Here is a 24662-nt window from a genome sequence, read left to right as displayed (position 1 = left end):
GCCTGACGTCGGGACACCATTGTCAGGAGCTGAAAGTAGTTCCTATACAAACTAAATTGCTTTGCATGCGAAGGAGATTGGTTTGACAAGGTTTCGTGTCTTTCATCACTTGCAAAAGGCCCATAGCGCGTTGTTCCGTGCTGCAGACAATCGCGGCCGGCAGGAACTGGATCTGAGCACTAGCCAGATGGCGGTGCTGATTATCCTGCTGAACGACGGTGCCCTTCCATCAACCGCACTTGCCGCCCAGCTTTCCATGGCCAACTCCGGCATCACAGGTCTGGTAGACCGGCTGAGCACGCGAGGGTTGGTATCCCGCAAACCGGCGACAACCGATGGACGCAGCATTCTCGTCCACCTGACCGAGAAGGGCGAAGCGCTGGCGATGCGCGCACGTCAGGACACGCGTCACTATAATGCAACCTTGCTGGCTCCGTTCAGCGACGAGGAATGCGAGGTGATCCGGCGCTTTCTGACCCATCTGGAAGACAACGCCGACAAGATCATCACAGGAGGCCCAGCGTCCCGTGGCTGAAACTTTGATCGAAGACATTGGCTTTGCGGCGGCAGATGGTTGGCCTCTGGCGGGCACGCTGTACCACAGTCAAGCCGAAGCGACACACGCGGTGATGATGTCGGCGGGCACAGGGTTTCCCCGCAGGTTCTACCGTCATTTTGCACAGTATCTTGCGGGGCGGGGTGCAATGGTATTGACCTACGACTATCGCGGTATCGGTGGATCCTTCAACGCTGGGCATGGCTTTGCCAATATCGAGTACTCCGACTGGGGCCGGTATGACATGTCCGCCGCAGTTGATGTTCTGGCGCGCGTTGCCGGTGATCTCCCGCTCACGCATGTAGCGCATAGTGTGGGGGGGCATTTTCTGGGTTTGATGCCGAACCAATCCCGGCTGCTACGGCATGCGTTTCTCAGTATTGGAACCGGTTACTGGGGCGGCCATCACTGGCGGAATATACCTAAGGAACTCTACTTCTGGTGGGGACTGGGAAGCTACTCTTTGTGGCGGCACAAGGCTGTGATGCCGATCGGAGGCTGGCAGGGCGAGGCGCTGCCTCCGCGTCTGTTCCGCACATGGAGACGCTGGAGCCACCGGCGGGGCTATTTCCAGCCTGATCTAGAGGGCGCCCTGCATCCTCAAGCCTATGCAGAGGTCAACGCGCCGATCCGGTCGTGGATCTTCTCGGATGATCCCATAGCCACGCGCGCGAGTGGACGGGACCTGCTCGCGGTTTATCCGAGTGCGGATACGGAACTGGTCGTGCGCAGTCCACGAGAGTACGGCGTGAACCGCATCGGGCACGAAGGCGCCTTTCGCCCGGGGCGTGAGGCTCTTTGGGACGAGGTATCTGGCTGGTTGGAACGCGGTCTTTAAAACGTCAGCTGAGCTCGCCGCGCTCGCGCGCCAGGCGGATTTGTTTCTGCCGCTCACGGAAGCGCGCTTTGTCCGCGTCGCTGGTGGTGTCGCGGCATTGGTGACAGGAGACCCCGGCCTCGAACTCCGGGCGCGCCTTGTCGGCAGGCAAGATCGGACGTCGGCAGCCGTGGCATAGCTCGTGGGGGCCTTCCGCCAGCCCGTGCCCGACAGACACGCGATTGTCGAAGACAAAACACTCGCCCTGCCAGGTGCTGTTGTCCTCGGGCATTTCCTCAAGGTAACGCAGGATGCCGCCCTTCAGGTGATAGACGTCCTCGACCCCCTGCGAGAGCAGGTAGTTGGTCGACTTCTCGCAGCGAATGCCGCCTGTGCAGAACATGGCAACGCGCTTGTTGTGAAAGCGGTCCTTGTTCTCTTCCCACCATTTCGGAAATTCGCGAAAACTCTCGGTTTTCGGGTCCAGAGCGCCTTCGAAGGTGCCGATGGCGACCTCGTAGTCATTCCGGGTGTCGATCACCACCACATCGTCAGAGCGGATCAGGTCGTTCCATTCACCCGGTTCTACATAGTGGCCGACCGTGGCGCGCGGATCGACGTCGGGCTGGCCCATGGTGACGATCTCTTTCTTCAGCCGCACCTTCATCTTGCCAAAGGGAGCTTGCTCTGCTGTCGCTTCCTTCCACTCCAGCCCGCCACACCCGGGCAGGGACTTGATGTGCGCAAGAACTGTGTCGATCCCGCGCCGCGGCCCCGCGATCGTTCCGTTGATCCCTTCCTTGGCCAGCAGAAGCGAGCCCTTGACGTCTTGCGCAAGACACAGGTCGAGCAGCGCCGGCTTTAGCGCGGCTGGATCGTCAAAGCGGGTGAACTGGTAGAGTGCGGCAATGGTGTACATAGAAGGGGCGGATAGAGCGAAGTGCGCAATTTTGCAAGATGAGAAAATGTCAACCATGAGCGCGCAAATAAGTAGCTGAAATATATCATTTGCTGGCGTTCGAGTCACAGGCGACCTCAGGGTGAAACACCTTGTGGTTGATTGCGCTTGCAGGCTGTTTGGCGCAGTCTTCTGATCAGACAGAGCCAACGATATGAACGATATTGGAGACGATGATGACCGAAGCGCTGATCGTAATCGATGTGCAGAATGATTTCTGCCCCGGCGGAGCGCTGGCCGTGCCGGATGGAGATCAGGTGGTCGCACCCATCAATGCCATGATGCAGCAGTTCGATACGGTGGTTCTGACTCAGGACTGGCATCCATCGGGGCATTCTTCCTTTGCCAGCTCGCATCCCGGACACGGGCCGTTCGATACGACGGAGATGCCCTATGGCCAACAGGTGTTATGGCCGGATCACTGTGTGCAGGACAGCTCGGGCGCGGCGTTTCACTCCGATTTGCGAACCGATGGCGACCTGATCATTCGCAAGGGGTTTCGTCCCGATGTTGATAGCTACTCTGCGTTTTTTGAGAACGATCAGATCACTCCGACCGGGCTCGAAGGATATTTGCGCAGCCGCGGGATCACGGATCTGACGATGGTCGGTTTGGCCACGGATTTCTGTGTCGCCTTTTCCGCGCTGGATGCCCGTCGTCTCAATTTCTCCGTCAGGGTTGTGCTCGACGCCTGCCGGGCGATCGACCTTGACGGATCTCTGAGCACCCAAATGGAGAATATGCGTCAGCGGGGCGTGAAATTTGCCTGAGCAAGTCGGTCATTTGTTAATCTCAGTGCTGTAAGAAGATGTCTGAGCCTGCCGACAGAGAGCAGGCGCAACCGAGTACACGTGACATGGAGCAGACCAAACCTGCATCAGACGGCCCACTGTCGTTACACAATGCTCAGTTCAGCCCCAAGGGGCTATTGTCGCGCTATGCAGTCATTCGCAGCAGGCTTTTCTATGGCCGCCTTTCGGTAGCCGTTGGAGCGACTCTTGTTCTGTCGCTGATTTTCAGCACCTTCTGGCCCTTGCTTGTTTTTGCAATCTACCTGACCGCTGATCTGGCAGAGACCGCATATCTGCGCAACTTGCCCAAGCGTCTGAATGCAGGGCTGCCGCTCGCTCGGGCACATCTGGTAATCTCGGTCTATTCAGGGGTGCATGCGCTGTGTATCTGCGCCTTCGCAATCATCCCTTATTTTCGAGTGCATGTGGAGCGCAGCTCTCATGATGTGCTGGTTGAGCCCTTCTTTGCCTTGTGCATCGTACTTGGCGCCTCGCTAAGCGCTTCTCTTGATTTTCGCTATTCGCCGTGGTCGGCCACGGTGCGCTTGATCTTCCTGCTCTTGCCGCCGCTTGGGATTGCAGCGCATATCTTGCAGGTACATGAAGCCGATAGCAAAAGCTTGCAGGTCATGGGCGCCGGCTTCCTGGCCTTCGCCCTGACACAAATCTGGTTTCTGGTGCTGGTTCAGAAAAGGCATCGAAATGCGCGACGCACTCTGCGGTCGCAGGCACTGCAGCGACAGGCGCTCGAAGATGCCTATATGCGCCTGTTCGATCAGAAGCAGGAGGCGCGGCGCCTGGCAATGATCGCCGAACACGCCAATGATGGCGTCATGCTGATCGGGTGCGATGGGATCGTACGCTGGGTCAACGACGGTTTCTCGCGCATGACCGGCTACTCCTTTGATGAGCTGGTGGGGTGCAATCCGGGAGCGATCCTAAACAGTGATGCGACTGACAAGGACACATTGCGGTTCATTGAGGATGGCCGCAAGGAGGCCCGTCCGTTTCGGGCAGAGCTGATCAATCGGCGCAAGGATGGCAAGAACATCTGGATCGAAACAAATCAGGTCCCTGTTTTCGATGATGCGGGTCGCGTGGAGACCTACATCGCGGTGGAGCGGGACGTGACCGCGACCAAGGAGCACGAACGCGAATTGAAAGAAGCCCGCAGGGCAGCCGAAGAGGGCGCGCGTATCAAGGAAGAGTTCCTCGCAACCATGAGCCACGAATTCCGCACGCCGATGAACGGGGTGATCGGCATGGCGCAGATGCTGCAGGCCACCGAACTGAGCGAGGACCAGAAACTCTACACCGAGACGATCCTCAGTTCCTCCCGCGCTCTGTTGTCGCTGATCAACGATGTGCTGGACCTGTCGCGTATGAACGCAGCCGGGGTGTCCCTGTTCAATGTGGAATTCGATCTACACGCCTGCGTGCGCGACACTGCGCTTCTGCTCCGTGGTCAGGCGGATGAGAAACAGCTGTCGCTCTCGATCAATATCGATCCCGATGTGCCCGCCTGGGTGTGTGGGGATGATCGCCGTTTGCGCCAGATCCTCGTCAACTTGGTGGGCAATGCCGTAAAATTCACCACCACTGGCAATGTCAAAATCCGGGTCAGCGCCGAGATGCGCGATGAGGCGCTTGCGACTGTCATTGCGGTGCAGGACACGGGGATTGGGATACCGGCAGACAAGCTGGATCATATCTTTGAGCGGTTTTCGCAGGCGGATAATGCGATTTCACGGAAATACGGCGGCACCGGGCTTGGGCTGTCGATCTCTCGGGGGCTGGCGCAGGCCATGGGCGGTGACATCAGCGTGACATCCACACCTGGCAAGGGCTCTTGTTTCAAGCTGACACTCGATCTGGAGCTGGCCTCCAACCCGACTGTACCGGTGGCAGTGTCCGAAACGGTGAGCCATCTTCCGGACCTGTCAGGGCTGGACGGGCTGCGGTTGCTGGTCGCCGAGGACAACCGGGTCAATCGTCTTTTGATCAGCAAATTCCTGGCTGATGCGCCACTCAATCTGCGTTTCGCCCGCAATGGCGCGGAGGCAGAGGAGCTGACGGTCGGTTTCAAACCACAGATCATCCTGATGGATATGTCGATGCCGGAGGTGAATGGGCTTGAAGCAACCCGCGCCATTCGCAAACTCGACATCGTGCAGCCGTTTATCGCCGCGTTGACCGCCAATGCGGACGACACCAGTCGCGAAGCCTGTTTTGAGGCCGGCATGGACACATTCCTGTGCAAACCGCTGTCGCGCCACGAGTTGCTGAACCTGTTGCTGGAATTCGCCGAAACCGCCCGAGAGACCGAAGGCGGTTGAACTGCTTGCTGAACTGGCGCAGCCTGTCCTATCAATCGGTGAACAACCGGAAGAGGTCGGCCCTTGGATATTGCAACGCGCGTCTACAATCACAAGTGGAAGATCGATCCGATCGTCCGGTCCCTGATTGATACGGATTTCTACAAGCTGCTGATGTGCCAGTCGGTGTTCCGCAATAAGCCGGACACACAGGTCACCTTTTCGCTGATCAATCGCTCCACCTCGGTGCCTCTGGCAAAGCTGATCGATGAGGGGGAGCTGCGCGAACAGCTGGATCATATCCGCTCGCTGTCACTGAGCCGGGGGGAAAGCACCTGGCTGCGCGGCAATACGTTCTACGGCAAGCGGCAGATGTTCCGCCCAGACTTCATGGAGTGGTTCGAGGGGCTGCGCCTGCCGCCCTACCACCTGGAGCGCAAGGGCGACCAATACGAGCTGACGTTTGAGGGCTCCTGGCCTGAGGTGATGCTGTGGGAAATACCGGCATTGGCGGTGCTGATGGAGCTGCGCTCGCGCGCGGTGCTGGATCAGATGGACCGGTTCGAACTCCAGATCCTCTATGCCCGCGCCATGACCCGTGTCTGGGAGAAGATCGAGACGCTGCGCGGCATCGACGGGCTTGGTATTGCGGATTTCGGCACCCGTCGGCGGCATGGGTTCCTCTGGCAGGACTGGTGCGTGCAGGCGATGATGGAGGGGCTGGGGTCATCCTTCACCGGCACCTCGAACTGTTTCATTGCCATGCGGCGCGAGGTGGAAGCGATCGGCACCAATGCCCATGAGCTGCCGATGGTCTATTCGGCGCTGGCCGAGGATGACGCCGCCCTGGCGCGTGCGCCCTATGATGTGATGTCCGACTGGCACGAAGAGCACGACGGCAACCTGCGCATCATCCTGCCGGATACCTATGGCACCCAAGGGTTCCTCGACAATGCGCCGGATTGGCTTGCGGGCTGGACCGGCATTCGCGTCGACAGCGGCGATCCTGCGGCGGCGGCCGAGATCGCCATCCGCTGGTGGCAAGAGCGCGGCGAGGACCCGCGTGAAAAGCGGGTAATCTTCTCCGACGGGCTCGACGTGGACAAGATCGCCGAGCTGCACCGGCAGTTCTCAGGCCGGGTGAAGGCGTCGTTCGGCTGGGGCACACTGCTGACCAATGACTTCCGCGGGTTGGTACCCGATGACGGGCTGGCGCCATTCTCGCTGGTCTGCAAGGCGGTCTCGGCCAACGGACGTCCCACGGTAAAGCTGTCGGATAACCCGGAGAAAGCGATGGGACCGGCGGAGGAGATTGCGCGCTACAAGCGGGTCTTTGGTGTTGGGGCACAGGAGAGCATGGACGTGATTGTCTGATCGCCGGTGGTGACAGGGGGCGCTGCCCCCTCGGGCCAGTGGCCCTCACCCCCGAGGTATTTCTGAAAAGATGAAATGATCAGCCGTGGTGGGCGGCCACGGTTTTCAATTGTGAGAAGCCATAGAGCGCCTCGAAGCCCTTCTCGCGGCCATGGCCGGATTTGCCGATGCCGCCAAATGGCAGTTCCACGCCGCCGCCCGCGCCATAGGTGTTGAGGAAGACTTGTCCCGCTTTCAGCCGCTTGGCCAGCCGGAGTTGCCGGGCCCCGTCGCGGGTCCAGAGGGCGGCAACAAGGCCGTAGTCGGTGCTGTTGGCGATCCTGACCGCCTCGGCCTCGGTCTCGAACGGGATCAGCACCTGCACCGGGCCGAAGATCTCCTGCTGCGCCAGCGGATGATCGGCGGGCACATCGGCAAACAGGGTGGGGCGGACATAGGCGCCTGCTTCTGGCGCGTTGTCGCTGATCCGGCCCTGACCCGCGATTTCGAGATCCGCACCTTTGCCCAGGAAGCCTTCGACGATCTCCTTCTGGCGGGTTGAGATCAGCGGACCAAGCCGCAAGTCCTCTGCCGCCGGGCCGACGGTAAGGTCGGCATAGGCCGCAGCCATGCGCGCCTTGACCGCCTCGTAGACCGGGCGTTCGACCAGGATGCGCGAGGCGGCAGAGCAGGTCTGGCCGCCGTTCTGGATGCCGGCGTTGACGAGAAAGGGCAGGGCCGCGTCGAGGTCTGCGTCGGCAAAGACGATCTGCGGGGATTTGCCGCCCAGTTCCAGCGTCACCGGCACCACGTTTTTCGCCGCTGCGGCCTGCACCAGCGCGCCTGTGGCAACCGAGCCGGTGAAGGAAATGTGCTGAACCCCCGCATGGCCCGAAAGTGCCGCCCCGGCCTCCGCCCCCAGCCCCGGCACCACGTTCAACGCCCCTGCGGGCAGGCCCGCCTCCGCTGCCAGATGGGCAAATGCCAGCGCGGTGAGGCAGGCCTCTTCTGCGGGTTTCAGCACGCAGGAATTGCCCATCGCCAGCGCCGCGCCAACAGAGCGTCCGATGATCTGCATCGGGTAGTTCCAAGGCACGATATGGCCGGTGACGCCAAAGGGTTCGCGCAGAGTGAAGACGGTGTAACCGTTCATATAGGGGATGGTGTCGCCGGTGATCTTGTCCGCCGCTCCACCGTAAAATTCGCAGTAGCGCGCCAGCGCCACCGCATCGGCGCGCGCCTGGCTGAGCGGCTTGCCGACGTCCAACACCTCCAGCGCTGCAAGCCTGTCCACGTTCTGGGATATCACCTGGCCGAGGCGGGTCAGGATACGGCCACGCTCGGTGGCGCTCATCTCGCCCCATGCACCCTCTTGCGCGGCCTGCGCTGCGGCAACGGCGGCGTCGATATCGGCAGACTGACCGCGTGCTATCTGGCAGATTTCGCTACCATCTGAGGGGTTCGTCAACGGCAGGGTGGCGCCATCCTGTGCGGGGCGCCACTGTCCGGCGATGCAGCACAGGTGCGGGTCGAACCAGAGGGGAGGGGTGTCAGCCATGATGCGGTCCTTGGATTTCAAAGGTGAAGCTCTTGACCTGATGGTCGGTGAAGGGCGCGCCCTCCTGCAGGGCCCTGACATTGGGCAGCAGGCTGAGGCGGGTGCCCCAGAACGCCGCTGCCGCCGGTGAATGTCGGGAGATGCCCATACGCCAGAAGCCGGGAAATTCATTGAGGATAAGCGCTGCCGCCTGCATGCCCAGCCCCCGGCGACGGTGTTGCGGCAGGATCATGAATTCGGACAATTCGCGCCGGTCATCGGGCAGGTTCAGCACGATGGCAAAGCCGACCCGACGGGCCGCGTCGTGGATCCAGAAGGTGGTGACATCCCTGCGATTGAGCAGCTGGCCTGCGCGCTCGGTCGGGTCGATGCGGGCCTGCGGGGCCACCTCGGCAAAATAGGGCGCCAGCAGGCTGGCAAGCCGTCCCCGCTCTCGCGGCAGGATCAGCGAGAGCGTGACGCTCATGCCGGGGTCTCGAGCGGTTCGGTCGGCGTGATATCCGGTAGCACGGGGGCGGCGGCCAGCAGTGTCTGGGTGTAGGCGTGTTTGGGCGCGGTAAAGACATCTTCCACCGGGCCTTGTTCGACGATTTCGCCCTTTTGCATGACCAGCACCCGGTCGCAGACCTCGCGCACCACGCTCAGGTCGTGGCTAATAAAGAGATAGGTCAGCCCATAGGCGTCGCAGAGGTCGGCAATCAGATCGAGGATGCGTGCACGGACCGAGACATCCAGCGCCGAGACTGCCTCATCAAAGAGGATCAGTTCAGGCCGAGTGATGAGCGCCCGGGCGATGGCGATACGCTGGCGTTGCCCGCCGGAGAACTGATGTGGGTATTTCTGCGCGTCGGCAGCGGACAGGCCCACGTCCTCCAGCACCTGCGCCACGAGATCCTGCCGGGCGCGGCCCATGGGGGCATCCGGCGACAGGTGAAAGGGTTCGGTCACCAGCCGTTCGACCCGGTGGCGGGGATTGAAGCTGCCGTAGGGGTCCTGGAACACCACCTGCATCGCCTGCCGTTCAGCGGGGCTGCGCTGTTGCGACAGCGGCTGACCATTCAGCAGCAGCTCACCGCCCTGCAGCTCTTCGAGGCCCAGAAGGGCCCGGGTCAGGGTGGATTTGCCGCAGCCCGACTCGCCCACCAGCCCCAGACGTTCGCCCTTGTGGAGCGTGAAGCTGACGTTGTTCACCGCGCGGAACCGCCCCGGTTTGCCAAGCCAGCCTTTGCGCGGGGTGGTATAATCCCGCACGGCTTCGCGTACCTCCAGCAAGGGGGCGGGAGCCGCTGGTGCGGCGGGCAGGGTGACCGCATGGCGCGACGCCTCGAACAGCATCCGCGTGTAGGGATGGCGCTGGTGGGTCAGGACGCTCATGGTCGGGCCACGCTCCACCACCTCGCCCTTGCGCATCACCACGATGCGGTCGGCAAGCCCTGCCACGACCGCGAGGTCATGGGTGATGATCATCAGCCCCATGCCATATTCGCGCACCAGATCGCGCAGCAGGTCGAGGATCTGCGCCTGCGTGGTGACATCAAGTGCGGTGGTCGGTTCATCCGCAATCAGCAGTTTCGGACGCAGCGCGATGGCCATGGCGATCACCGCCCGCTGGCGTTGCCCGCCTGACAGTTCATGCGGGTAGCGGTCCAGCGGAAACCGCTCCGGTGGCAGCCCGACGCGGGTGAGGACGCGGGCGGCCTCTGCCTGCGCATCGGCGGTGGAGGTTTCGGTGTGGATCAGGATGGTTTCCATCACCTGCGCGCCGATGGTCATCACCGGGTTCAGCGCCGTCATCGGTTCCTGAAACACCATGCCGATGTCACGCCCCCGACGCTGGCACATCTCGTCTTCACTGAGGGCGCAGAGGTCTTCGTCCTCCAGATAGACCGCGCCGCGGGTGGCCGCGGCCTGCGGCAGCAGGCGCATCACCGCAAGCGCGGTCATCGACTTGCCGGAGCCACTTTCGCCGGTGACCGCAAGGATCTCGCCGGCGGCGATCGACAGGGTCACATCGCGCAGGATCGGCAGCGCCCCGATCGACAGCGTGAGGCCGGAGATGTCCAGTAGGCTCACGCGCGGCCCTCCATCAGGCGCGGATCAAACCGGTCGCGCAGCCCGTCGCCAAGGAGGTTCAGCCCCACTACGGTGAGGATGATCGCCAGCCCCGGCACGATGGCCAGATGCGGCGCCAGGCTGACGAGGGTCTGCGCCTCGGCCAGCATGCGGCCCCAACTGGGGGTCGGGGGTTGGGCGCCAAGACCCACGTAGGACAGTCCGGCTTCGGCCAGAATGCCCAGCGAGAACTGGATGGTGCCCTGCACAATCAGCAGATTGGCGATATTGGGCAGGATATGCTCGGCCGAGATGCGGGCGCGGGATTTGCCCGCCACACGCGCGGTCAGAATGAATTCCCGCGCCCAGAGGCTGAGGCTGCCGCCCCGAGCGACGCGGGCAAAGACCGGGATGTTGAAGATGCCGATGGCGATGATGGCATTGGTGGCGCTGGGGCCAAAGACGGCGGTGATCAGGATCGCGATCACCAGCGAGGGGAAGGCAAAGACCAGATCATTGCCGCGCATGATGACCTCATCCAGCCACGATCCGCGGGTTGCGGCGGCAGCAAGGCCCAGGGGAACGCCCAGCCCGACGCCGATGCCGACGGCCAGCAGTGCCACCGCCAGTGAGGTGCGCGCACCGACCATCACCATCGACAGGATATCGCGGCCAAAATGATCGGTGCCCAGCCAGTGCGTGGCGTTTGGCGTCTGGAGCTTGTCGGGGATGTTCATCACCGCATGATCAAACGGTGTCCACACAAAGGAGGCTATGGCCAGAAGCAGCATGATCCCCGAGAGAAGACCGCCAAGAAACAGGCTTCGGTTCATGACGCCCTCGCGTGCAAGATATGAGGACTGCGCTCGACCCTGGGTGGGTGCGAAGCGCCCTCCCGTGGGGAGGCTCGGGCGCGGTCCGGCAAGGCCGGACACTTAACTTCAGAGTTGATGCCTGTCATGCCGCCCTCCGAAGCCGCGGATCAACCACCGCATAGGTCAGATCGACGAGGAAATTCACCAGGATCACCGCAAAGACCAGCAGCATCACCACGCTTTCCACCACGATCAGATCGCGCGCCGAGATCGCCTGGAACACCAGTCGACCCAGACCGGGGAGATAGAACACCTGCTCGATGATAATCGCACCCGCCAACAGAAAGGAAAACTGCAGCCCGATGATGGTCAGCACCGGGATCAGCGCATTGCGTACCCCGTGACGGCGGATCGCTTGCCGCTGGCTCAGCCCCTTGGCGCGAGCGGAGCGCATGAAGTCCTCGCCTAGCACTTCCAGCAGCGCTGAACGCATGACACGGGCGAGGATCGCCGCCTGCGGCAGGGCCAGCGCCACCGCCGGCAGGGTTAGCGCGTGCAGCCCGGCCCAGAGCCCCTTGTCCCAGCCGACAAATCCTCCGGCGGAGAACCAGCGCAGATTGATGGCAAACACCAGCACCAGCAGCATCGCGAACCAGAAGTTCGGCACCGCCACGCCCAGCTGCGTCGCGCCCATCACGGCCATGTCGCCCGCCTTGCCCCGGCGCGCGGCGGCATAGATCCCGGCGGGCAGGGCGATCAGCGTCGATAGCGTCAGCGCATAAAGTGCCAGCGGCAGGGACACCCAGAGGCGCTCGCCCACCATCTCTGCCACCGGGGTGCGGTAGGTGTAGGAGGTGCCGAAATCTCCGGTCAGCATGCCGCCGACCCAGGTCAGGTAGCGGCTGACCTTGCCTTGATCGAGGCCCAGTTCGCTGCGCAGGGCGGCCACCGTATCCTCCTGCGCGCCCGTGCCGAGCATGAAGGAGGCGGGATCACCCGGTGCCACCTCGATCACGGCAAAGATTACCATCGAGGCGACGGCAAGGCTCAGGATCAGCGACATCAGTCGTTTGAGGAGATAGTGCAGCATTGACGGCACGTTAGGCGCGCGCAGGTCATGCGTCCAGAGGCATGATTACAAAACTGCTTTGCGTGTCGCGGCGCTTGCCAATTCGGCGCGGTTCGCTAGCTATTGTGAGATGCTGCCACGCCCTCTTTTCATCGGTCATGAAATTTATCGCGGGTCGTCCTATGGCCGCTCGCATCCGCTGCGGGTGCCGCGTGTGTCGACCGTGATGGACTTGTCGCGAGCGATGGGTTGGCTGCCGCAAGAGGCATTCGTGACATCGCCTCGGGCCAAGCCAGCCGCGTTGCACGCCTTTCACACGCCTGAGTATGTGGCGGCCCTTCAAGCGGCAGAGGCCGCGCAGGAGGCCAGCGCCGATGTGAGAGCGCGCCACCACATTGGCACCGTGTCGAACCCGGTCTTCCCGGAGGTCTTTCGCCGCCCGGCTACGGCGGCGGGCGGGTCGATCCTGGCCGGAGAATTGCTGGCCCGGGGTGGGGTGGTCTACAATCCGGCGGGCGGCACTCATCACGGCATGCCGGATCGGGCCAACGGGTTTTGCTATCTGAACGATCCGGTGCTCGCGATGTTGTCGCTGCGCCATCATGGTGCTCCGCGGATCGCCTATGTGGATATTGACGCGCATCACTGCGACGGGGTCGAGGCCGCCTTTGCAGGCGATCCCGACGTGCTGATGATCTCGGTGCATGAGGAGAACCTCTGGCCGAAGACCGGGCTGCTGCAGGACGACGCCGGCGGCTCGGCGCTGAACCTGCCAGTGCCGCGGGGGCTGAACGACAGCGAGATGGCATATATCCGTGATGCGCTGGTCGTGCCTGCGGTGGCGGATTTCGCGCCGGATGCGGTGGTCTTGCAATGCGGGGCAGATGCGGTGACCGAGGATCCGCTGGCGCATCTCGACCTGTCAAACACTGCCCATTGGGCAGTGGTGGCGGCGCTGAATGGCTTGGCACCGCGTTACTTGGTTCTCGGCGGTGGCGGGTATAACCCGTGGTCGGTGGGGCGGTTATGGACCGGGGTCTGGGCCACATTGCTGGGGGCAGAGATCCCTGACCATCTGCCGCCAGAGGCTGAGGCACTCCTGCGCGCGCTGGAGTTCAAGGGCCACCGCCTTGGTCGCAACCCGCCGGAGCATTGGTTCAGCACATTGCGCGATGCGCCACGCAACGGGCCAATACGACAGGACATCACGGATCGCGTCGCGCACTTGAGGCAACGATGGCAAGCCGCCGGTCAAAGGGTGCGGCGCGCCTAGTGGCAGACCGCTATGTCTTGGTTGAGGACGCCGGGCCAGGTGACCCGACGCCCCTAAAGACGGCGCGAAAACTGCAGCGGTCCGGCCTTATTCCGCCCAGCTCAGCGCGCCGATCTCGATCGCTGCGGTGGGTGCGTTGGCCCAGACTCCCTGTAAACCAGCCTTGGCGATACCAAGCTTTGCAAGCTGGAACAGATAGCCGTTGACGTAGTCGTCAGCGATGATTGTCTGCGCCTCCTGCAGCATTTCTGTCCGCTTGTCTGGATCCGTTGTGGCGTTCAAACGGTTCATCACACCCTGCAGGTCCGGATTGTCATACTGAAAGTAATAGTCCGGGCGTGTGTAAATGCCGATGTCCATCGGCTCCGTGTGGCTGACGATGGTGAGGCCGAACGTCTTGCCCTTGAACACCGTTTCCAGCCACTGCGCCCATTCGACATTGATGATCTCGGCCTTGATACCGACCTGAGCCAGCTGAGCCGCCACGATCTCGCCTCCACGGCGGGCATAGGCGGGGGGCGGCAGGTGCAGCGTGGTTTCAAACCCGTCGGACAGCCCGGCCTCGGCGAGCAATGCGCGGGCCTTTTCCGGATCAAAGTCAGACTGAGCGGTCAGGTCCACATAGGCCGGATTATGGGGGGCGAAATGGGTTCCGATCGGGGTGCCGTAGCCGAACATGGCACCGTCGATGATCGCGTTGCGGTCAATCGCATGGGCCAGGGCCTCGCGGACCTTGGGATTGTCGAATGGTGCCTGCGCATTGTTGGTGGAGAGGATCGTTTCCCCTTCGGTGGAGCCGATGATGACCTGAAACCGGGGATCCGCCTCAAACTGCACCATGTTCTCTGGCGCCGGAAAATTGTCAAACGCGTCGATATCTTCGGCCATCATGGCAGCAAACGCGGCGGTCGGATCTGAAATGAACTTGATCGTCGCGCTGGTCAGCTCGGGGATTTCACCCCAGTAATTGGGATTGCGCACCAGTTCCACACGGTCGCCCTGAACCCACTCGTTGAAGCGATAAGGGCCGGTGCCCACAGGTGCGGTTTTCAGGGTCTCGACGCTCTCCTGTGCGACGATGACCGCATCCCCCCAGGCGAGGTTGAACAGAAGGCTACCGTTTGGTTCCGACAAGGTGACCACAACGGTTTGCGGCTCTGTCGCCTTGACGTCTGAGATGGTGGAGAAGAGTGATTTCTGCGCGTTGGTGCTGTCTTCGGCACGGGCGCGGTCCAGCGAGAATTTCACGTCCTCCGCCGTCATGGCGGTGCCATCGTGGAAGGTCACGCCGTCCTGCAGCGTGAACGTATAGGTCATCCCGTCCTCGGAGATATCCCATGACTTGGCCAGCAGCGGGACAACGGCCCCATCCGGGGTAAAGCGTGTCAAACCCTCGAAGATATTGAGATACACCACGGTGTCGATCGCCTGCGCTGCGCCGCCGGTCGGGTCCAGATGTGGGGGCTCCAGCTGCGTGGCATATGTCACTGTATCCTTGGCCCACGCCGCTCCGGCCATCAGGCCAAGCGCGGAGACCGCGGCCACAAAGGGCTTCTTCAATTTCATCGTCACAGGTCCTCCTCTGTCGACGGGCGCTGGGCGTCCGCCGGATCATTGCGCCCACGTTGCTGGGGCGATTGAACAGAGCGTCGGTCTTTTTCGCGACGTAATCAAGCTTTGCTGCGCTGCCGCACGGCTGGTATGCAGCTGTGTCAGTTGATATAGAATTTCCACTGTGCCGAAATGGTCACCTGCCGGCAGGCGGCGACCAGTCCCGCAGCGCAGGCCCAGACAGGGAGCCGAGACATGAGCGCCACCGCCCGAAAAACTGCCCTCAATGCGGCGGATATCCGCGCCATGAAGGGGCAGACCCCCATCGTGAGCCTTACCGCCTATACCACTCCGATGGCGCGACTGATGGATGAACATTGCGATTTTGTTCTGGTCGGCGACAGTGTCGGCATGGTGCTGCACGGTCTGCCGTCGACGTTGGGCGTGACGATGGACATGATGGTGATGCATGGGGCCGCCGTCGCCCGGGGACTGAGCCACGCCATGATGGTGATCGACATGCCGTTTGGCTCCTACGAGGAAAGCCCGGCGCAGGCCTTTCGCAATGCGGCCCGTCTGATGGCGGAAACCGGCGCCGCTGCGGTCAAGCTCGAAGGCGGCGTGGAGATGGCCGAAACCATCCGCGTCCTTGTCAAACGGGGCATCCCGGTGATGGCGCATATCGGGCTGACGCCGCAATCTATCAACACGCTGGGCGGCTACAGGGTGCAGGGCCGCGATGAGGCGGCCAAGCCGCTGATCGCCGATGCCCGCGCGGTGGCCGATGCCGGTGCCTTTGCCGTGGTGCTGGAAAAAGTGCCTGCCACCCTGGCCGATCAGGTCACTGAAATTGTGGACATTCCCACCATTGGCATTGGCGCCTCGGTGGGGTGCGATGGCCAGGTGCTGGTTGTGGATGACATGCTGGGCTTCTTCACCGCCTTCAAACCGAAGTTCGTGAAACGCTATGCCGATCTTGGGACCCAGGCCGAGGCCGCGATTGCAGAATATGCCACCGAGGTACGGGCGCGACGCTTTCCGGCACCCGAACATACCTTTGCCGATCAGGCCCCGGCCAAGAAGACCTGAAGGACCATGCCAAACATGACGACTCCGATTTTGCGCCGCCTTGAAGACCTGCGCGCGCTGCGCCGCGACTGGACCCAGAAGGGTGAGACACTCGCCCTCGTGCCCACCATGGGCGCATTGCACGCCGGTCACTTGTCATTGGTGGAGGCTGCGAAGGCGGCGTGTGACCACGTTGTCGTGACCATTTTCGTGAACCCGAAGCAGTTCAACAGCCCCGAAGATCTGGCGAACTATCCGCGCACTGAGCACGACGATGCCGAGAAGCTCGCCCCCTATGGTGCTGACGCGATCTATGTGCCCGATCCGGATCAGATTTATCCAGAGGGCTATGCGACGACGATCAGCCTCACTGGCGTGACCGACGTGATGGAGGGCCCCAATCGTCCGGGGCATTTTGAGGGCGTCGCGACCGTGGTGGCCAAGCTGTTCTTGCAGTCCGGCGCCGACAGGGCATTCTTTGGCGAAAAGGACTATCAGCAGTTGATGGTTGTCAAACGCATGGCGCGGGATCTGGATATTCCTATTGAGGTGATCGGGTGCCCCACTGTCCGTGAAGCCTCCGGTCTTGCCATGTCTTCGCGCAATATGCGGCTGTCGCCTGCGGCGGTGGCGGTAGCAGGTCAATTGAACCCCATGATGGAGGCCGCCGCCGAACGTTTGCGCGCCGGAGAGGTCTACGCCGCGCAAGAGGCCGGGATGCGCCGCCAGCTGGCAGATTTGGGGTTTTCTGAGGTGGAATACATCGACCTGCGCTGTGCCGAGACACTCCGCACGATGGAGCGCCTTGATCGCCCGGCGCGGATGTTCGTGGCGGCGTGGCTCGATGGGGTGCGCCTGATCGACAACATCGCTGTGTGAGCGCAATTCAGACTCTTGATCTACTAATTGATTAGTAGGGGCTGGTCGCGCTAACAATTTATGCCTAATCTCCGCCCCAAGAGATACTTTGGAGGGGACCTCATGACATTCATTCTTGCGATCGACCAGGGAACCACCTCGACGCGCGCGATCCTGTTCGATGCTGATATGCAGGTGGCCGCCGTGGCGCAGGAGGAGTTTCCCCAGCACTACCCGCAGGCGGGCTGGGTTGAGCATGACCCGGAGGACCTCTGGGCCACCACGCTCTCCACCTGCCGCAAGGTGCTTGAGCAAAAGGGTGTTTCCGCCTCCGACATTGCCGGGATCGGCATCACCAACCAGCGCGAAACCACGGTGGTCTGGGACAAGGCGACCGGGAAGGCGGTCCATAATGCGATCGTCTGGCAGGATCGGCGCACGGCAGAAACATGCGAAGCGCTCCGCGACGAGGGGCATGAGGATCTGGTGCGGGAAACCACCGGTCTGTTGCTGGATCCCTACTTCTCGGGCACCAAAGTAAAGTGGATCCTCGATACGGTCGAAGGGACCCGCGCCCGCGCCGAGGCGGGGGAACTGCTGTTCGGAACCGTCGACAGCTTCCTGATCTGGCGTCTGACCGGGGGGGGCTCGCACGCCACTGACGCCACCAACGCGGCCCGCACGCTGATGTATGACATCAAGGACGGCCAGTGGAGCGCGGAGATTTGCAAGATACTCGACGTTCCGATGGCCCTCCTGCCCGAGGTCAAAGACAGTGCTGCGGACTTCGGACACACCTCTGCAGAGCATCTGGGTGGCGCTATCCCGATCCTTGGGGTGGCTGGGGACCAACAGGCCGCCACCGTGGGCCAGACCTGTTTCAAACCGGGGATGATGAAATCCACCTATGGCACCGGGTGCTTTGCGCTGCTGAACACTGGCGACACACCGGTGCTGTCGAAGAACCGCATGCTGACCACCATCGCCTATCAGTTGGACGGCAAGCCGACATATGCGCTGGAAGGGTCGATATTCATCGCAGGTGCAGCGGTGCAATGGCTGCGCGATGGGCTGGGCATTATCGGCAAGGCGAGTGAGTCGGGCGTGCTGGCGGATAAGTCGGACCCGACGCAGGACGTGATCCTGGTGCCTGCCTTCACCGGTCTAGGCGCCCCCTATTGGGAACCCGAATGTCGTGGCGGCATGTTTGGGCTAACCCGCAATTCTGGTCCGGCAGAATTTGCTCGCGCGGCCCTGCAAAGCGTGGCCTATCAGACCCGTGACCTCTGGGAGGCGATGCGGGCCGACTGGCAGGGCGAGGCCAATGTCACCCTGCGCGTCGACGGCGGCATGAGCGCCAGCGACTGGGCGATGCAGAGCCTGTCGGACATTCTCGGCGCGGCTGTTGATCGTCCTGTGATGCAGGAAACCACGGCGCTGGGCGCTGCTTGGCTCGCCGGAATGAAGGCGGGTGTTTACCCGGATCAGGAAGGCTTTGCCGCAACCTGGGCGCTGGATCGCGAGTTCAAGCCGATGCTGGACACAGGCCGCCGCGAAGAGGCCTATGCCCGTTGGAAACGTGCCGTTCAGGCAGTGATCGGGGTCTAACCGAAACGAGTCTGATGATGGCAGGGCCCCGGCGCGTTCGGGGCCCTGCTGTCAGGCCAGTCGCGCACCGTCGGCAATGGTGCGCGGTCGCGCGTTGAGAGCCTCGATGGAAAAGCCGGAGATGGCTTTGTATTTCGCGGCATGCGCGGCCAGATCGGCCCGTGGGATAACGCTGTCGATGTTTTCAAACGCGCCGCCACACAGGGCCTCGACCTGCTGCAATACCGCATCCGGGCCGTTGCCAGAGCGATTCGCCATGCCAATCTTGGTGGCCGCCGGGCGCATCTCGGCCTCATAGGCGTGTAGCGCTTTCGGGGTCAGCCCCTGTGTCAGGACATGTGCCCCCATCACGCGAGCATCCAGAATCGCCTGGCTCGCTCCGTTTGATCCCACCGGATAGGTCGGATGCGCGGCGTCTCCCATCAGGGTGCGGCGGCCGAAGGTCCAGCGCGGCAGCGGATCGCGATCCACCATCGGGTATTCATAAACCGTCTCGGCGCCGCGGATCAGGGCGGGCACGTCGATCCAGTCGAACCGCCAGTCTGTAAACTCCGCCACGAAGCGTTCCACGTCTACGGCCCGGTTCCAGTCCTCGCGCTGGAAATCCTGATTGGGGTCAAAGCGCTTTTCCGCAATCCAGTTGAGCGTGGCGAGGCCGTCTGTATCGGGGGTGGAGATCGGGTAGGATACAAACCGCAGATCATCATGGCCGATCATCACCATCGCGCCCTCGCCCCGAAACAGCGGCGCGCGGGTGGTGGCACGCCACAGGATGCGCCCATCCCAAATCGGAGCGCCTTCACCGGGGTATTCAGCGGCACGCAGGGCGGAGTGGATGCCGTCAGCGGCCACCACCAAGGCGCCCGAGGCCTGGCGCCCGTCGGCAAGCTGCAATTTCGCCTCCGTGCCCGTATCTGCCCAGCCCACGGCGCGGGCGTTGGTCTCGATCACATCCGGTCCAGCCCGGTCAAGCAACGTCCGGTACAGCAGCATCTGCAGTTCGCCACGGTGCACGGAAAACTGCGGCCAAGCATAGCCCGCGTCCATCCCGCGCGGCTCTTCCCAGATCGTGTTTCCGAGCTTGGAGAAGAAACCAAGGCTCTGCGTGCGCACGCCTATGGTATCCAGCTCGGCTTCCAGTCCCAGATCGAAGAGTTCGCGCACCGCATTGGGCTGGAGGTTGATGCCAACCCCCATGGGCTTCAGCTCCCGCGTGGCCTCGAAGACCTTAAACGGCACCCCGATCTGGTGAAGCGTCAACCCGAGGGTGAGCCCGGCGATACCGCCGCCTGCAATCAAAACTGTCATCTGTTCCGGTTCCTCCCGCGCGGCATAAGACCACGCGTTCAAAACAAAACGCAAGCCGCAGACAGGCCTCAGATGCGTGAAGAGACAATCAGGTCCGGGCCGAAGATCACGTCGGCATACTCCGCAAGATAGATCTTCAACCATGGCGTGAAACGCTCTGGGTGGCGGCTGACCTCGGCCAGAAGATCATGATAATCGACCCAGCGGGTCTCCATCACCTCTGCCGGGTTTGGCGCGAGGCCAAGCGGCGCCAGCATATGGGCCAGATAGACATCGACCACCTCATGCTCGATCAAACCATCGCCCACGTCGGCACGATACTCCAGCGTGTGGCGGTATTCCGGGTGCAAGCCGGAGAGGCCGAGTTCCTCTTCCAGCCTGCGCACCGCGCAATGATCCGAGGCTTCGCGCCACATCGGATGGGTGCAGCAGGTGTTCGCCCAGAGGCCGGGCGTATGGTATTTGCCCATCGCCCGTCGCTGCATCAGGATCTCACGGCCCTGGACCACAAAGACGGAAACGGCCTTGTGCCGCAGGCCCTCCTGATGGGCGCGCAACTTGTCCACCGGGGTCAACGTATCATCGACCCAGGCGGGGATCAGATCGGGGCGGCGCTCTGGCATGGTGCTCCTGCGGATGAGCGGCCGGATGGGGCCGCGTGTGGAAAGCCGGTCATGTAGGGCAAGCCGTGACATATCTCAAGTGCGCGGGCGATGACGCAAGACGCCGCGGCCCGGAAGGCCGCGGCGTGTGTCGCAAGATTTCGCCAAGACAGACCTTAGTCGGTCGCGGTGGCCGCGTCGTCCGCTACGGCCTCGGCTGGGCCAAACTGAGCGAGATAGGCGTAGACATCCTCGCCGCCTTTCTTCAGGCGAAAGGACATCTTGGATTTGGCGCCACTATCGTCAAGCTCTTCCTTGAGGAAGCCACGCGGGTCCTGGACGTAGGCCAGGAATTTGGCCTCATCCCAGACCAGTCCGGCTTCACCTGCAGCTACGAGATCATCTCCGTAGCGGAAATCCTCGACGGTGCCAGCCTGACGGCCAGCGATGCCCCAGAGGTTGGGGCCGGTTCTGCCGCCTCTGACGATGGTTTCATCCGTGTCAGAGACGATCTGGTGACAGGATTTGCACTTGTTGAAGGCTTTCTCGCCCTTCTCGGCGTCGCCTTCGGCAAGGGCTGGCATCGCGAGACAGACAAGCGCGGCGGTGGTTAGAATTCGTTTCATAAACTGGCTCCTATGAGTTCTAGTCGCTGGCGGCAGGTTCGGGGTGTTTCCGGTGTGAAGTCAACGCGACATAAGAGACATGTGGTCGCGCTGATCAGAAATCACTTTCAAATCATGCCAAAAGACTTGCCGATCAGGCCTGCCAGCACGGCAGGATATCTCCATCGGCCGGACGCGCTTCGTAGACCGCACGGGCAATCGCACGGGCCAGGCACAGCGAGGCGGCGTGACACAGGCCCAGCATGTCCTGTGCCGGATCCTCCAGAGGGCGGGACCCGGTTGCAGCTGCAAACACCAGATCGCCGTCATGTGGCCCATGTGAGGGTAGGATGGCGCGGGCCATGCCGTCGTGCGCGGTGGTTGCCATGCGCTGGGCCTCGGCCTTGGTCAGTGCGGCGTCTGTCGCGACGATGGCAATGGTGGTGTTTGAGCCGTTTGAGGACACTGGTGCACCGGCCAGCGCAGCCATGGCTTCCATCTTGCGGCTGTGCAAACTGCGCCCGAGCCCCGCTGCCGGGTCGGGGCCAAGGCCGCCAAACTCCGCGTCGATCTCAAACGGTGCGGCCCAGAAATGCCGTTCGCCCGGTGTGGTGACCGATCCGATCGGGTTTGCGACCACCAGCGCGCCGACGGTGTGTCCGCTGTCGAGCACCAGCGAGGATGAGCCAAGCCCGCCCTTTTGCATCCCGGTGAGCGCGCCAGTCCCGGCACCACTGGTGCCGAGCGCAAAATCCGCACGTGCGTTTTGCAGCGCAGCGCGGCCCAGAGCGGGGTAGGGGTTTTGGTCCCAATCCTTCTCTCCGCCATTCAGCAGGTCGAAGATAATGGCACCGGGGACGATCGGAACCAGCGCGGGACCAAGGCGAAAGCCGCGCCCCATGGCCCGCAGCCCGTCCACAACACCGGAACAGGCATCGAGCCCATATGCAGAGCCGCCAGACAGAACCAGAGCGTCCACCGCCTGCACCGTTTTGTCGGGGGCGAGCAGATCGGTCTCTCGGGTGCCCGGCGCCCCCCCCATAATATGCACGGCAGCGGTAAAGGGCTGATCTGCGGTCAGCACTGTGGTTCCGGACTTCAACGCCGTGTCGGATGCATTGCCGACCTTGAGGCCGGCGACATCGGTGATCAGGTTGCGGGGGCCGGGTTTCATTTTCTCTGATCCTTGCGGGAGGGAGGGGTGCAAAGCGGAGCGCCCGTGCCGGGCGCGCAGTGTCAGCGCTGACGCGCCGTTTGGTGGGGGAGGCCTGCGTCAGATACACCTGCCGCCGTCCACCTCCATGCAGACGCCGGTGACCATGCTGGCCTCGTCCGAACAGAGGTAGAGCGCCGCGTTGCCCATGTCCTGTGGCGTGGAGAAGCGACCCAGCGGAATGGTGGAGAGGAATTTTGCCCGCACCTCCGGCGTGTCCTCTCCCATGAAGGACTTCAACAGAGGCGTTTCGCCCGCCACCGGATTGATTGCATTCACGCGCACGCCGGAGGGGGCCAGTTCGACCGCCATGGTGCGGGTCGCCGTGATCATCCAGCCCTTGGAGGCATTATACCAATTGAGGTTGGGACGCGGTGACACGCCCGCGGTGGAGGCAACATTGAGGATTGCACCGCTGCCCTGCGCTTTCATATGCGGCACCAGCGCCTGCGCGGTCAGGTAGACGGATTTCATGTTCACGTTGACCACCCGGTCGAACTCTTCCTCGGAGACCTCCTCCAGGGGCGTCGGAAGATGGGTGACACCGGCGTTGTTCACCAGGATATCGACTTGGCCAAAGGCCTGTCGCGCGGCCTCGCTCATGGCGTTGACCGAGGCGCGGTCGCCAACGTCGACGCGCTGTGCGATGGCTTTGTCGCCGCAGCGGTGGGCCAGATCAGCGGCAGCATCTCCGTTGATATCTGCGATCATCACCCGCGCACCTTCGCGCAGGAATGCCTCTACGATGCCCTGTCCAAACCCGGAAGCGCCGCCGGTTACGATGGCGGTTTTGTCCTTGAGACGCATGAATAATCCTCCCTCAAATCGCTTGTTTCGGGCAGGATGGCGCGCAGTGATCAGAAGGGCAATCGTGTAATTCAGTCGCCGTCGACACGCCCGCGCATGTTCTTGACTTCGGCGCGGGTTTTCTTGGCCTTGAGACGCCGTTCCACGCTGCCGCGGGTCGGCTTGGTGGCGATGCGCCGCTTGGGCTTGACCAATGCGCGGCGGATCAGCTCGGCCAGACGCTCGCGTATGATCTCTCGGTTGCGGGCTTGTGAGCGGGTCTCGTCACACTGCATCACCAGTGCGCCGTCGTTGGTCCAACGGCGTCCGGCAATACGACGCAGACGTGTCTTGACCGGTCCCGGCAGATGCGGCGAACGCTCTGCCTCGAAGCGGAGCTCCACGGCAGAGGACACCTTGTTCACGTTCTGCCCGCCGGGGCCGGAGGCACGCATGAAGCTTTCGGTCAGCTCCCAGTCCTGCAGGGTTATGTCATCACTGATACGCAGCATGGTGCGGACCATAGAACGTTGATGCCAAAGGGCAAATGAAAAACCAACGAGAGCATGTGCGAAGGTGGAACATACAGGGGGAATATAAAAAGGGCCGCCCCGAGGGGAGCGGCCCTTCCGAAAGTTTGAGAGCAAAGGCAGGTTAGGGTGCAATACCCCGCCGGTCGGCCACTGCCAAAGAGGGCTGCCTCAGAGGCGGGCCGCTCCGGTTGTTGCTACGCCTTGCTCCAACACCTTTTCTGACACTGGATCACCTCCTATTCTCTCTGTTTCCGTTGATTTCAGACTGGCACGGAATTCGAGGATCTCCAAATGAAATTCTCGCGAAATCAGGCGTTCGCGGGCCGCGCGCTTGTGAGGCGCGCAACAATCAGGCGGAACGGAACCAGCGCGAGCAGAGCCAGAGACAGTTTCACCAGCCAGTCAGCGACCGCCAGCGAGACCCAGAGCGGGCTGATCGGGCCGACGCCCAGCAGCGGCAACATCTCACCGGCCCAGGATACGTCGTTTGCGGGTTCGATAAAGCTCAGCGCGCCGGAGAAGGCCACGGTGAAGAAGATCGCCGTGTCGAGCGACGATCCGATCAGCGTCGAGGCCAGCGGTGCACGCCACCATTTGCCGCCACGCAGGCGGGCAAAGATCGCGACATCCGACAGCTGCGCCAGCAGGAAGGCAAGGCCGGAGGCAAGCGCAATACGCAGGGTCACCAGCGGGCCAAATTCGCCCATGATCTGCGTGCCGATGAGGGAGCAGATGACACCGACGACAAAGCCGGCCAAGACCACTTTGCGGGCAGGGCCGACGCCATAGACGCGGTTGGTGACATCGGTGACAAGGAAGGCCACCGGATAGGTGAACGCGCCCCAGGTCAGCCAGTTGCCGAACAGGAATTGTACGAGAATGTTTGAGGCCACCACGACGGCAGCCATGGCAAGAATGCCAGGTAGATAAGTGCGGGTCATGTTTTCATACCGTTTTTTAGACAAGGTCGCGG

23 protein-coding genes are annotated in these 24662 nt (G+C 62.4%); 9 read left to right on the top strand and 14 right to left on the bottom strand.

The window, feature by feature from the left end:
• The first annotated feature begins 82 nt into the window (after window positions 1-82).
• Together CLV89_RS14575 and CLV89_RS14570 are read left to right on the top strand one after the other, a co-directional pair.
• Window positions 83-535, top strand: a complete 453-nt coding sequence (locus CLV89_RS14575; RefSeq protein WP_106164459.1) for a MarR family winged helix-turn-helix transcriptional regulator — start codon at window positions 83-85, stop codon at window positions 533-535.
• Complete coding sequence (locus CLV89_RS14570) at window positions 528-1394, top strand: alpha/beta hydrolase family protein (protein ID WP_243395023.1); 867 nt, start codon at window positions 528-530, stop codon at window positions 1392-1394. The genes CLV89_RS14575 and CLV89_RS14570 overlap by 8 nt, the downstream gene beginning before the upstream one ends.
• A 4-nt stretch (window positions 1395-1398) precedes the next feature.
• Here CLV89_RS14570 and trhO read toward each other — a convergent pair whose 3' ends face one another.
• On the bottom strand, window positions 1399-2292 hold the full coding sequence (gene trhO / locus CLV89_RS14565) for an oxygen-dependent tRNA uridine(34) hydroxylase TrhO (RefSeq protein ID WP_106164393.1): 894 nt from the start codon (window positions 2290-2292) through the stop codon (window positions 1399-1401).
• Between the two features lie 215 nt (window positions 2293-2507).
• Between trhO and pncA the strand changes: the two genes are divergently transcribed.
• From pncA to pncB, 3 genes are all read left to right on the top strand, one after another.
• Entirely contained in the window at window positions 2508-3101 is a 594-nt protein-coding gene (gene pncA, locus CLV89_RS14560) for a bifunctional nicotinamidase/pyrazinamidase (RefSeq protein ID WP_207796939.1), read from the top strand.
• An 86-nt stretch (window positions 3102-3187) separates the two neighbouring features.
• The gene (locus CLV89_RS14555) at window positions 3188-5458 is read left to right on the top strand and encodes a hybrid sensor histidine kinase/response regulator (protein WP_106164391.1); all 2271 of its coding nucleotides are present in this window, start codon (window positions 3188-3190) and stop codon (window positions 5456-5458) included.
• 63 nt (window positions 5459-5521) lie between these two features.
• The gene (gene pncB / locus CLV89_RS14550) at window positions 5522-6811 is read left to right on the top strand and encodes a nicotinate phosphoribosyltransferase (protein ID WP_106164390.1); all 1290 of its coding nucleotides are present in this window, start codon (window positions 5522-5524) and stop codon (window positions 6809-6811) included.
• A 79-nt stretch (window positions 6812-6890) separates the two neighbouring features.
• Here pncB and CLV89_RS14545 read toward each other — a convergent pair whose 3' ends face one another.
• From CLV89_RS14545 to CLV89_RS14525, 5 genes are all read right to left on the bottom strand, one after another.
• A complete protein-coding gene (locus CLV89_RS14545; RefSeq protein WP_106164389.1) occupies window positions 6891-8348 on the bottom strand; it encodes an aldehyde dehydrogenase family protein in 1458 nt (485 codons plus the stop codon).
• Entirely contained in the window at window positions 8341-8814 is a 474-nt protein-coding gene (locus tag CLV89_RS14540; RefSeq protein WP_106164388.1) for a GNAT family N-acetyltransferase, read from the bottom strand. The genes CLV89_RS14545 and CLV89_RS14540 overlap by 8 nt, the downstream gene beginning before the upstream one ends.
• The gene (locus tag CLV89_RS14535; RefSeq protein WP_106164387.1) at window positions 8811-10421 is read right to left on the bottom strand and encodes an ABC transporter ATP-binding protein; all 1611 of its coding nucleotides are present in this window, start codon (window positions 10419-10421) and stop codon (window positions 8811-8813) included. The genes CLV89_RS14540 and CLV89_RS14535 overlap by 4 nt, the downstream gene beginning before the upstream one ends.
• The gene (locus CLV89_RS14530; RefSeq protein WP_106164386.1) at window positions 10418-11233 is read right to left on the bottom strand and encodes an ABC transporter permease; all 816 of its coding nucleotides are present in this window, start codon (window positions 11231-11233) and stop codon (window positions 10418-10420) included. Before CLV89_RS14530 ends, CLV89_RS14535 begins: the two co-directional genes overlap by 4 nt.
• A gap of 124 nt (window positions 11234-11357) precedes the next feature.
• Complete coding sequence (locus CLV89_RS14525; RefSeq protein ID WP_106164385.1) at window positions 11358-12305, bottom strand: ABC transporter permease; 948 nt, start codon at window positions 12303-12305, stop codon at window positions 11358-11360.
• Between the two features lie 109 nt (window positions 12306-12414).
• On the opposite strand from CLV89_RS14525, the gene CLV89_RS14520 reads away from it, so the two are divergent.
• Window positions 12415-13557: an acetoin utilization protein AcuC gene (locus tag CLV89_RS14520; protein ID WP_106164384.1), complete on the top strand. Its 1143-nt coding sequence runs from the start codon at window positions 12415-12417 to the stop codon at window positions 13555-13557.
• An 87-nt stretch (window positions 13558-13644) separates the two neighbouring features.
• Here CLV89_RS14520 and CLV89_RS14515 read toward each other — a convergent pair whose 3' ends face one another.
• Window positions 13645-15123 (bottom strand): ABC transporter substrate-binding protein, encoded by a 1479-nt coding sequence (locus CLV89_RS14515; RefSeq protein ID WP_106164383.1) that lies wholly within the window; start codon window positions 15121-15123, stop codon window positions 13645-13647.
• A 240-nt stretch (window positions 15124-15363) separates the two neighbouring features.
• On the opposite strand from CLV89_RS14515, the gene panB reads away from it, so the two are divergent.
• The 3 genes from panB (at window position 15364) to glpK (ending at window position 18642) form a co-directional block, all read left to right on the top strand.
• Window positions 15364-16197: a 3-methyl-2-oxobutanoate hydroxymethyltransferase gene (gene panB / locus CLV89_RS14510; protein ID WP_106164382.1), complete on the top strand. Its 834-nt coding sequence runs from the start codon at window positions 15364-15366 to the stop codon at window positions 16195-16197.
• Window positions 16198-16212: 15 nt separating this feature from the next.
• The gene (panC, locus tag CLV89_RS14505) at window positions 16213-17055 is read left to right on the top strand and encodes a pantoate--beta-alanine ligase (protein WP_106164457.1); all 843 of its coding nucleotides are present in this window, start codon (window positions 16213-16215) and stop codon (window positions 17053-17055) included.
• A gap of 102 nt (window positions 17056-17157) precedes the next feature.
• Window positions 17158-18642 (top strand): glycerol kinase GlpK, encoded by a 1485-nt coding sequence (gene glpK, locus CLV89_RS14500; RefSeq protein ID WP_106164381.1) that lies wholly within the window; start codon window positions 17158-17160, stop codon window positions 18640-18642.
• Between the two features lie 51 nt (window positions 18643-18693).
• On the opposite strand, the gene CLV89_RS14495 is transcribed toward glpK, so the two are convergent.
• From CLV89_RS14495 to CLV89_RS14465, 7 genes are all read right to left on the bottom strand, one after another.
• Window positions 18694-19950 carry a flavin-dependent oxidoreductase gene (locus CLV89_RS14495; protein WP_106164380.1) on the bottom strand — a complete coding sequence of 419 codons (1257 nt, stop codon included), beginning with the start codon at window positions 19948-19950 and terminating at the stop codon, window positions 18694-18696.
• Between the two features lie 68 nt (window positions 19951-20018).
• Window positions 20019-20573 carry an isopentenyl-diphosphate Delta-isomerase gene (idi, locus tag CLV89_RS14490; protein WP_106164379.1) on the bottom strand — a complete coding sequence of 185 codons (555 nt, stop codon included), beginning with the start codon at window positions 20571-20573 and terminating at the stop codon, window positions 20019-20021.
• Between the two features lie 155 nt (window positions 20574-20728).
• Window positions 20729-21178: a c-type cytochrome gene (locus CLV89_RS14485; RefSeq protein WP_106164378.1), complete on the bottom strand. Its 450-nt coding sequence runs from the start codon at window positions 21176-21178 to the stop codon at window positions 20729-20731.
• A gap of 133 nt (window positions 21179-21311) precedes the next feature.
• Window positions 21312-22331: a P1 family peptidase gene (locus CLV89_RS14480; protein WP_106164377.1), complete on the bottom strand. Its 1020-nt coding sequence runs from the start codon at window positions 22329-22331 to the stop codon at window positions 21312-21314.
• A gap of 99 nt (window positions 22332-22430) precedes the next feature.
• On the bottom strand, window positions 22431-23177 hold the full coding sequence (locus tag CLV89_RS14475; protein WP_106164376.1) for an SDR family oxidoreductase: 747 nt from the start codon (window positions 23175-23177) through the stop codon (window positions 22431-22433).
• Window positions 23178-23248: 71 nt separating this feature from the next.
• On the bottom strand, window positions 23249-23668 hold the full coding sequence (gene arfB, locus CLV89_RS14470) for an alternative ribosome rescue aminoacyl-tRNA hydrolase ArfB (protein WP_106164456.1): 420 nt from the start codon (window positions 23666-23668) through the stop codon (window positions 23249-23251).
• A gap of 329 nt (window positions 23669-23997) precedes the next feature.
• Window positions 23998-24630, bottom strand: a complete 633-nt coding sequence (locus tag CLV89_RS14465) for a queuosine precursor transporter (protein WP_106164375.1) — start codon at window positions 24628-24630, stop codon at window positions 23998-24000.
• Between the last annotated feature and the right edge of the window lie 32 nt (window positions 24631-24662).

It is taken from the genome of Tritonibacter scottomollicae (assembly GCF_003003215.1).
GTDB classification, from domain to species: Bacteria; Pseudomonadota; Alphaproteobacteria; order Rhodobacterales; family Rhodobacteraceae; genus Epibacterium; species Epibacterium scottomollicae.
Note: the sequence above shows the minus strand (reverse complement) of the source record. Positions and strands in the feature narration are given on the sequence as shown.

Coding starts and splice junctions, on each gene's coding strand:
- trhO (WP_106164393.1), bottom strand. CDS start 2,292: ATGTACACCATTGCCGCACTCTACCAGTTCACCCGCTTTGACGATCCA.
- pncA (WP_207796939.1), top strand. CDS start 2,508: ATGACCGAAGCGCTGATCGTAATCGATGTGCAGAATGATTTCTGCCCC.
- CLV89_RS14555 (WP_106164391.1), top strand. CDS start 3,188: ATGGAGCAGACCAAACCTGCATCAGACGGCCCACTGTCGTTACACAAT.
- CLV89_RS14545 (WP_106164389.1), bottom strand. CDS start 8,348: ATGGCTGACACCCCTCCCCTCTGGTTCGACCCGCACCTGTGCTGCATC.
- CLV89_RS14540 (WP_106164388.1), bottom strand. CDS start 8,814: ATGAGCGTCACGCTCTCGCTGATCCTGCCGCGAGAGCGGGGACGGCTT.
- CLV89_RS14530 (WP_106164386.1), bottom strand. CDS start 11,233: ATGAACCGAAGCCTGTTTCTTGGCGGTCTTCTCTCGGGGATCATGCTG.
- CLV89_RS14525 (WP_106164385.1), bottom strand. CDS start 12,305: ATGCTGCACTATCTCCTCAAACGACTGATGTCGCTGATCCTGAGCCTT.
- CLV89_RS14520 (WP_106164384.1), top strand. CDS start 12,415: ATGCTGCCACGCCCTCTTTTCATCGGTCATGAAATTTATCGCGGGTCG.
- CLV89_RS14515 (WP_106164383.1), bottom strand. CDS start 15,123: ATGAAATTGAAGAAGCCCTTTGTGGCCGCGGTCTCCGCGCTTGGCCTG.
- panB (WP_106164382.1), top strand. CDS start 15,364: ATGAGCGCCACCGCCCGAAAAACTGCCCTCAATGCGGCGGATATCCGC.
- panC (WP_106164457.1), top strand. CDS start 16,213: ATGACGACTCCGATTTTGCGCCGCCTTGAAGACCTGCGCGCGCTGCGC.
- glpK (WP_106164381.1), top strand. CDS start 17,158: ATGACATTCATTCTTGCGATCGACCAGGGAACCACCTCGACGCGCGCG.
- CLV89_RS14495 (WP_106164380.1), bottom strand. CDS start 19,950: ATGACAGTTTTGATTGCAGGCGGCGGTATCGCCGGGCTCACCCTCGGG.
- idi (WP_106164379.1), bottom strand. CDS start 20,573: ATGCCAGAGCGCCGCCCCGATCTGATCCCCGCCTGGGTCGATGATACG.
- CLV89_RS14485 (WP_106164378.1), bottom strand. CDS start 21,178: ATGAAACGAATTCTAACCACCGCCGCGCTTGTCTGTCTCGCGATGCCA.
- CLV89_RS14480 (WP_106164377.1), bottom strand. CDS start 22,331: ATGAAACCCGGCCCCCGCAACCTGATCACCGATGTCGCCGGCCTCAAG.
- CLV89_RS14475 (WP_106164376.1), bottom strand. CDS start 23,177: ATGCGTCTCAAGGACAAAACCGCCATCGTAACCGGCGGCGCTTCCGGG.
- arfB (WP_106164456.1), bottom strand. CDS start 23,668: ATGCTGCGTATCAGTGATGACATAACCCTGCAGGACTGGGAGCTGACC.
- CLV89_RS14465 (WP_106164375.1), bottom strand. CDS start 24,630: ATGACCCGCACTTATCTACCTGGCATTCTTGCCATGGCTGCCGTCGTG.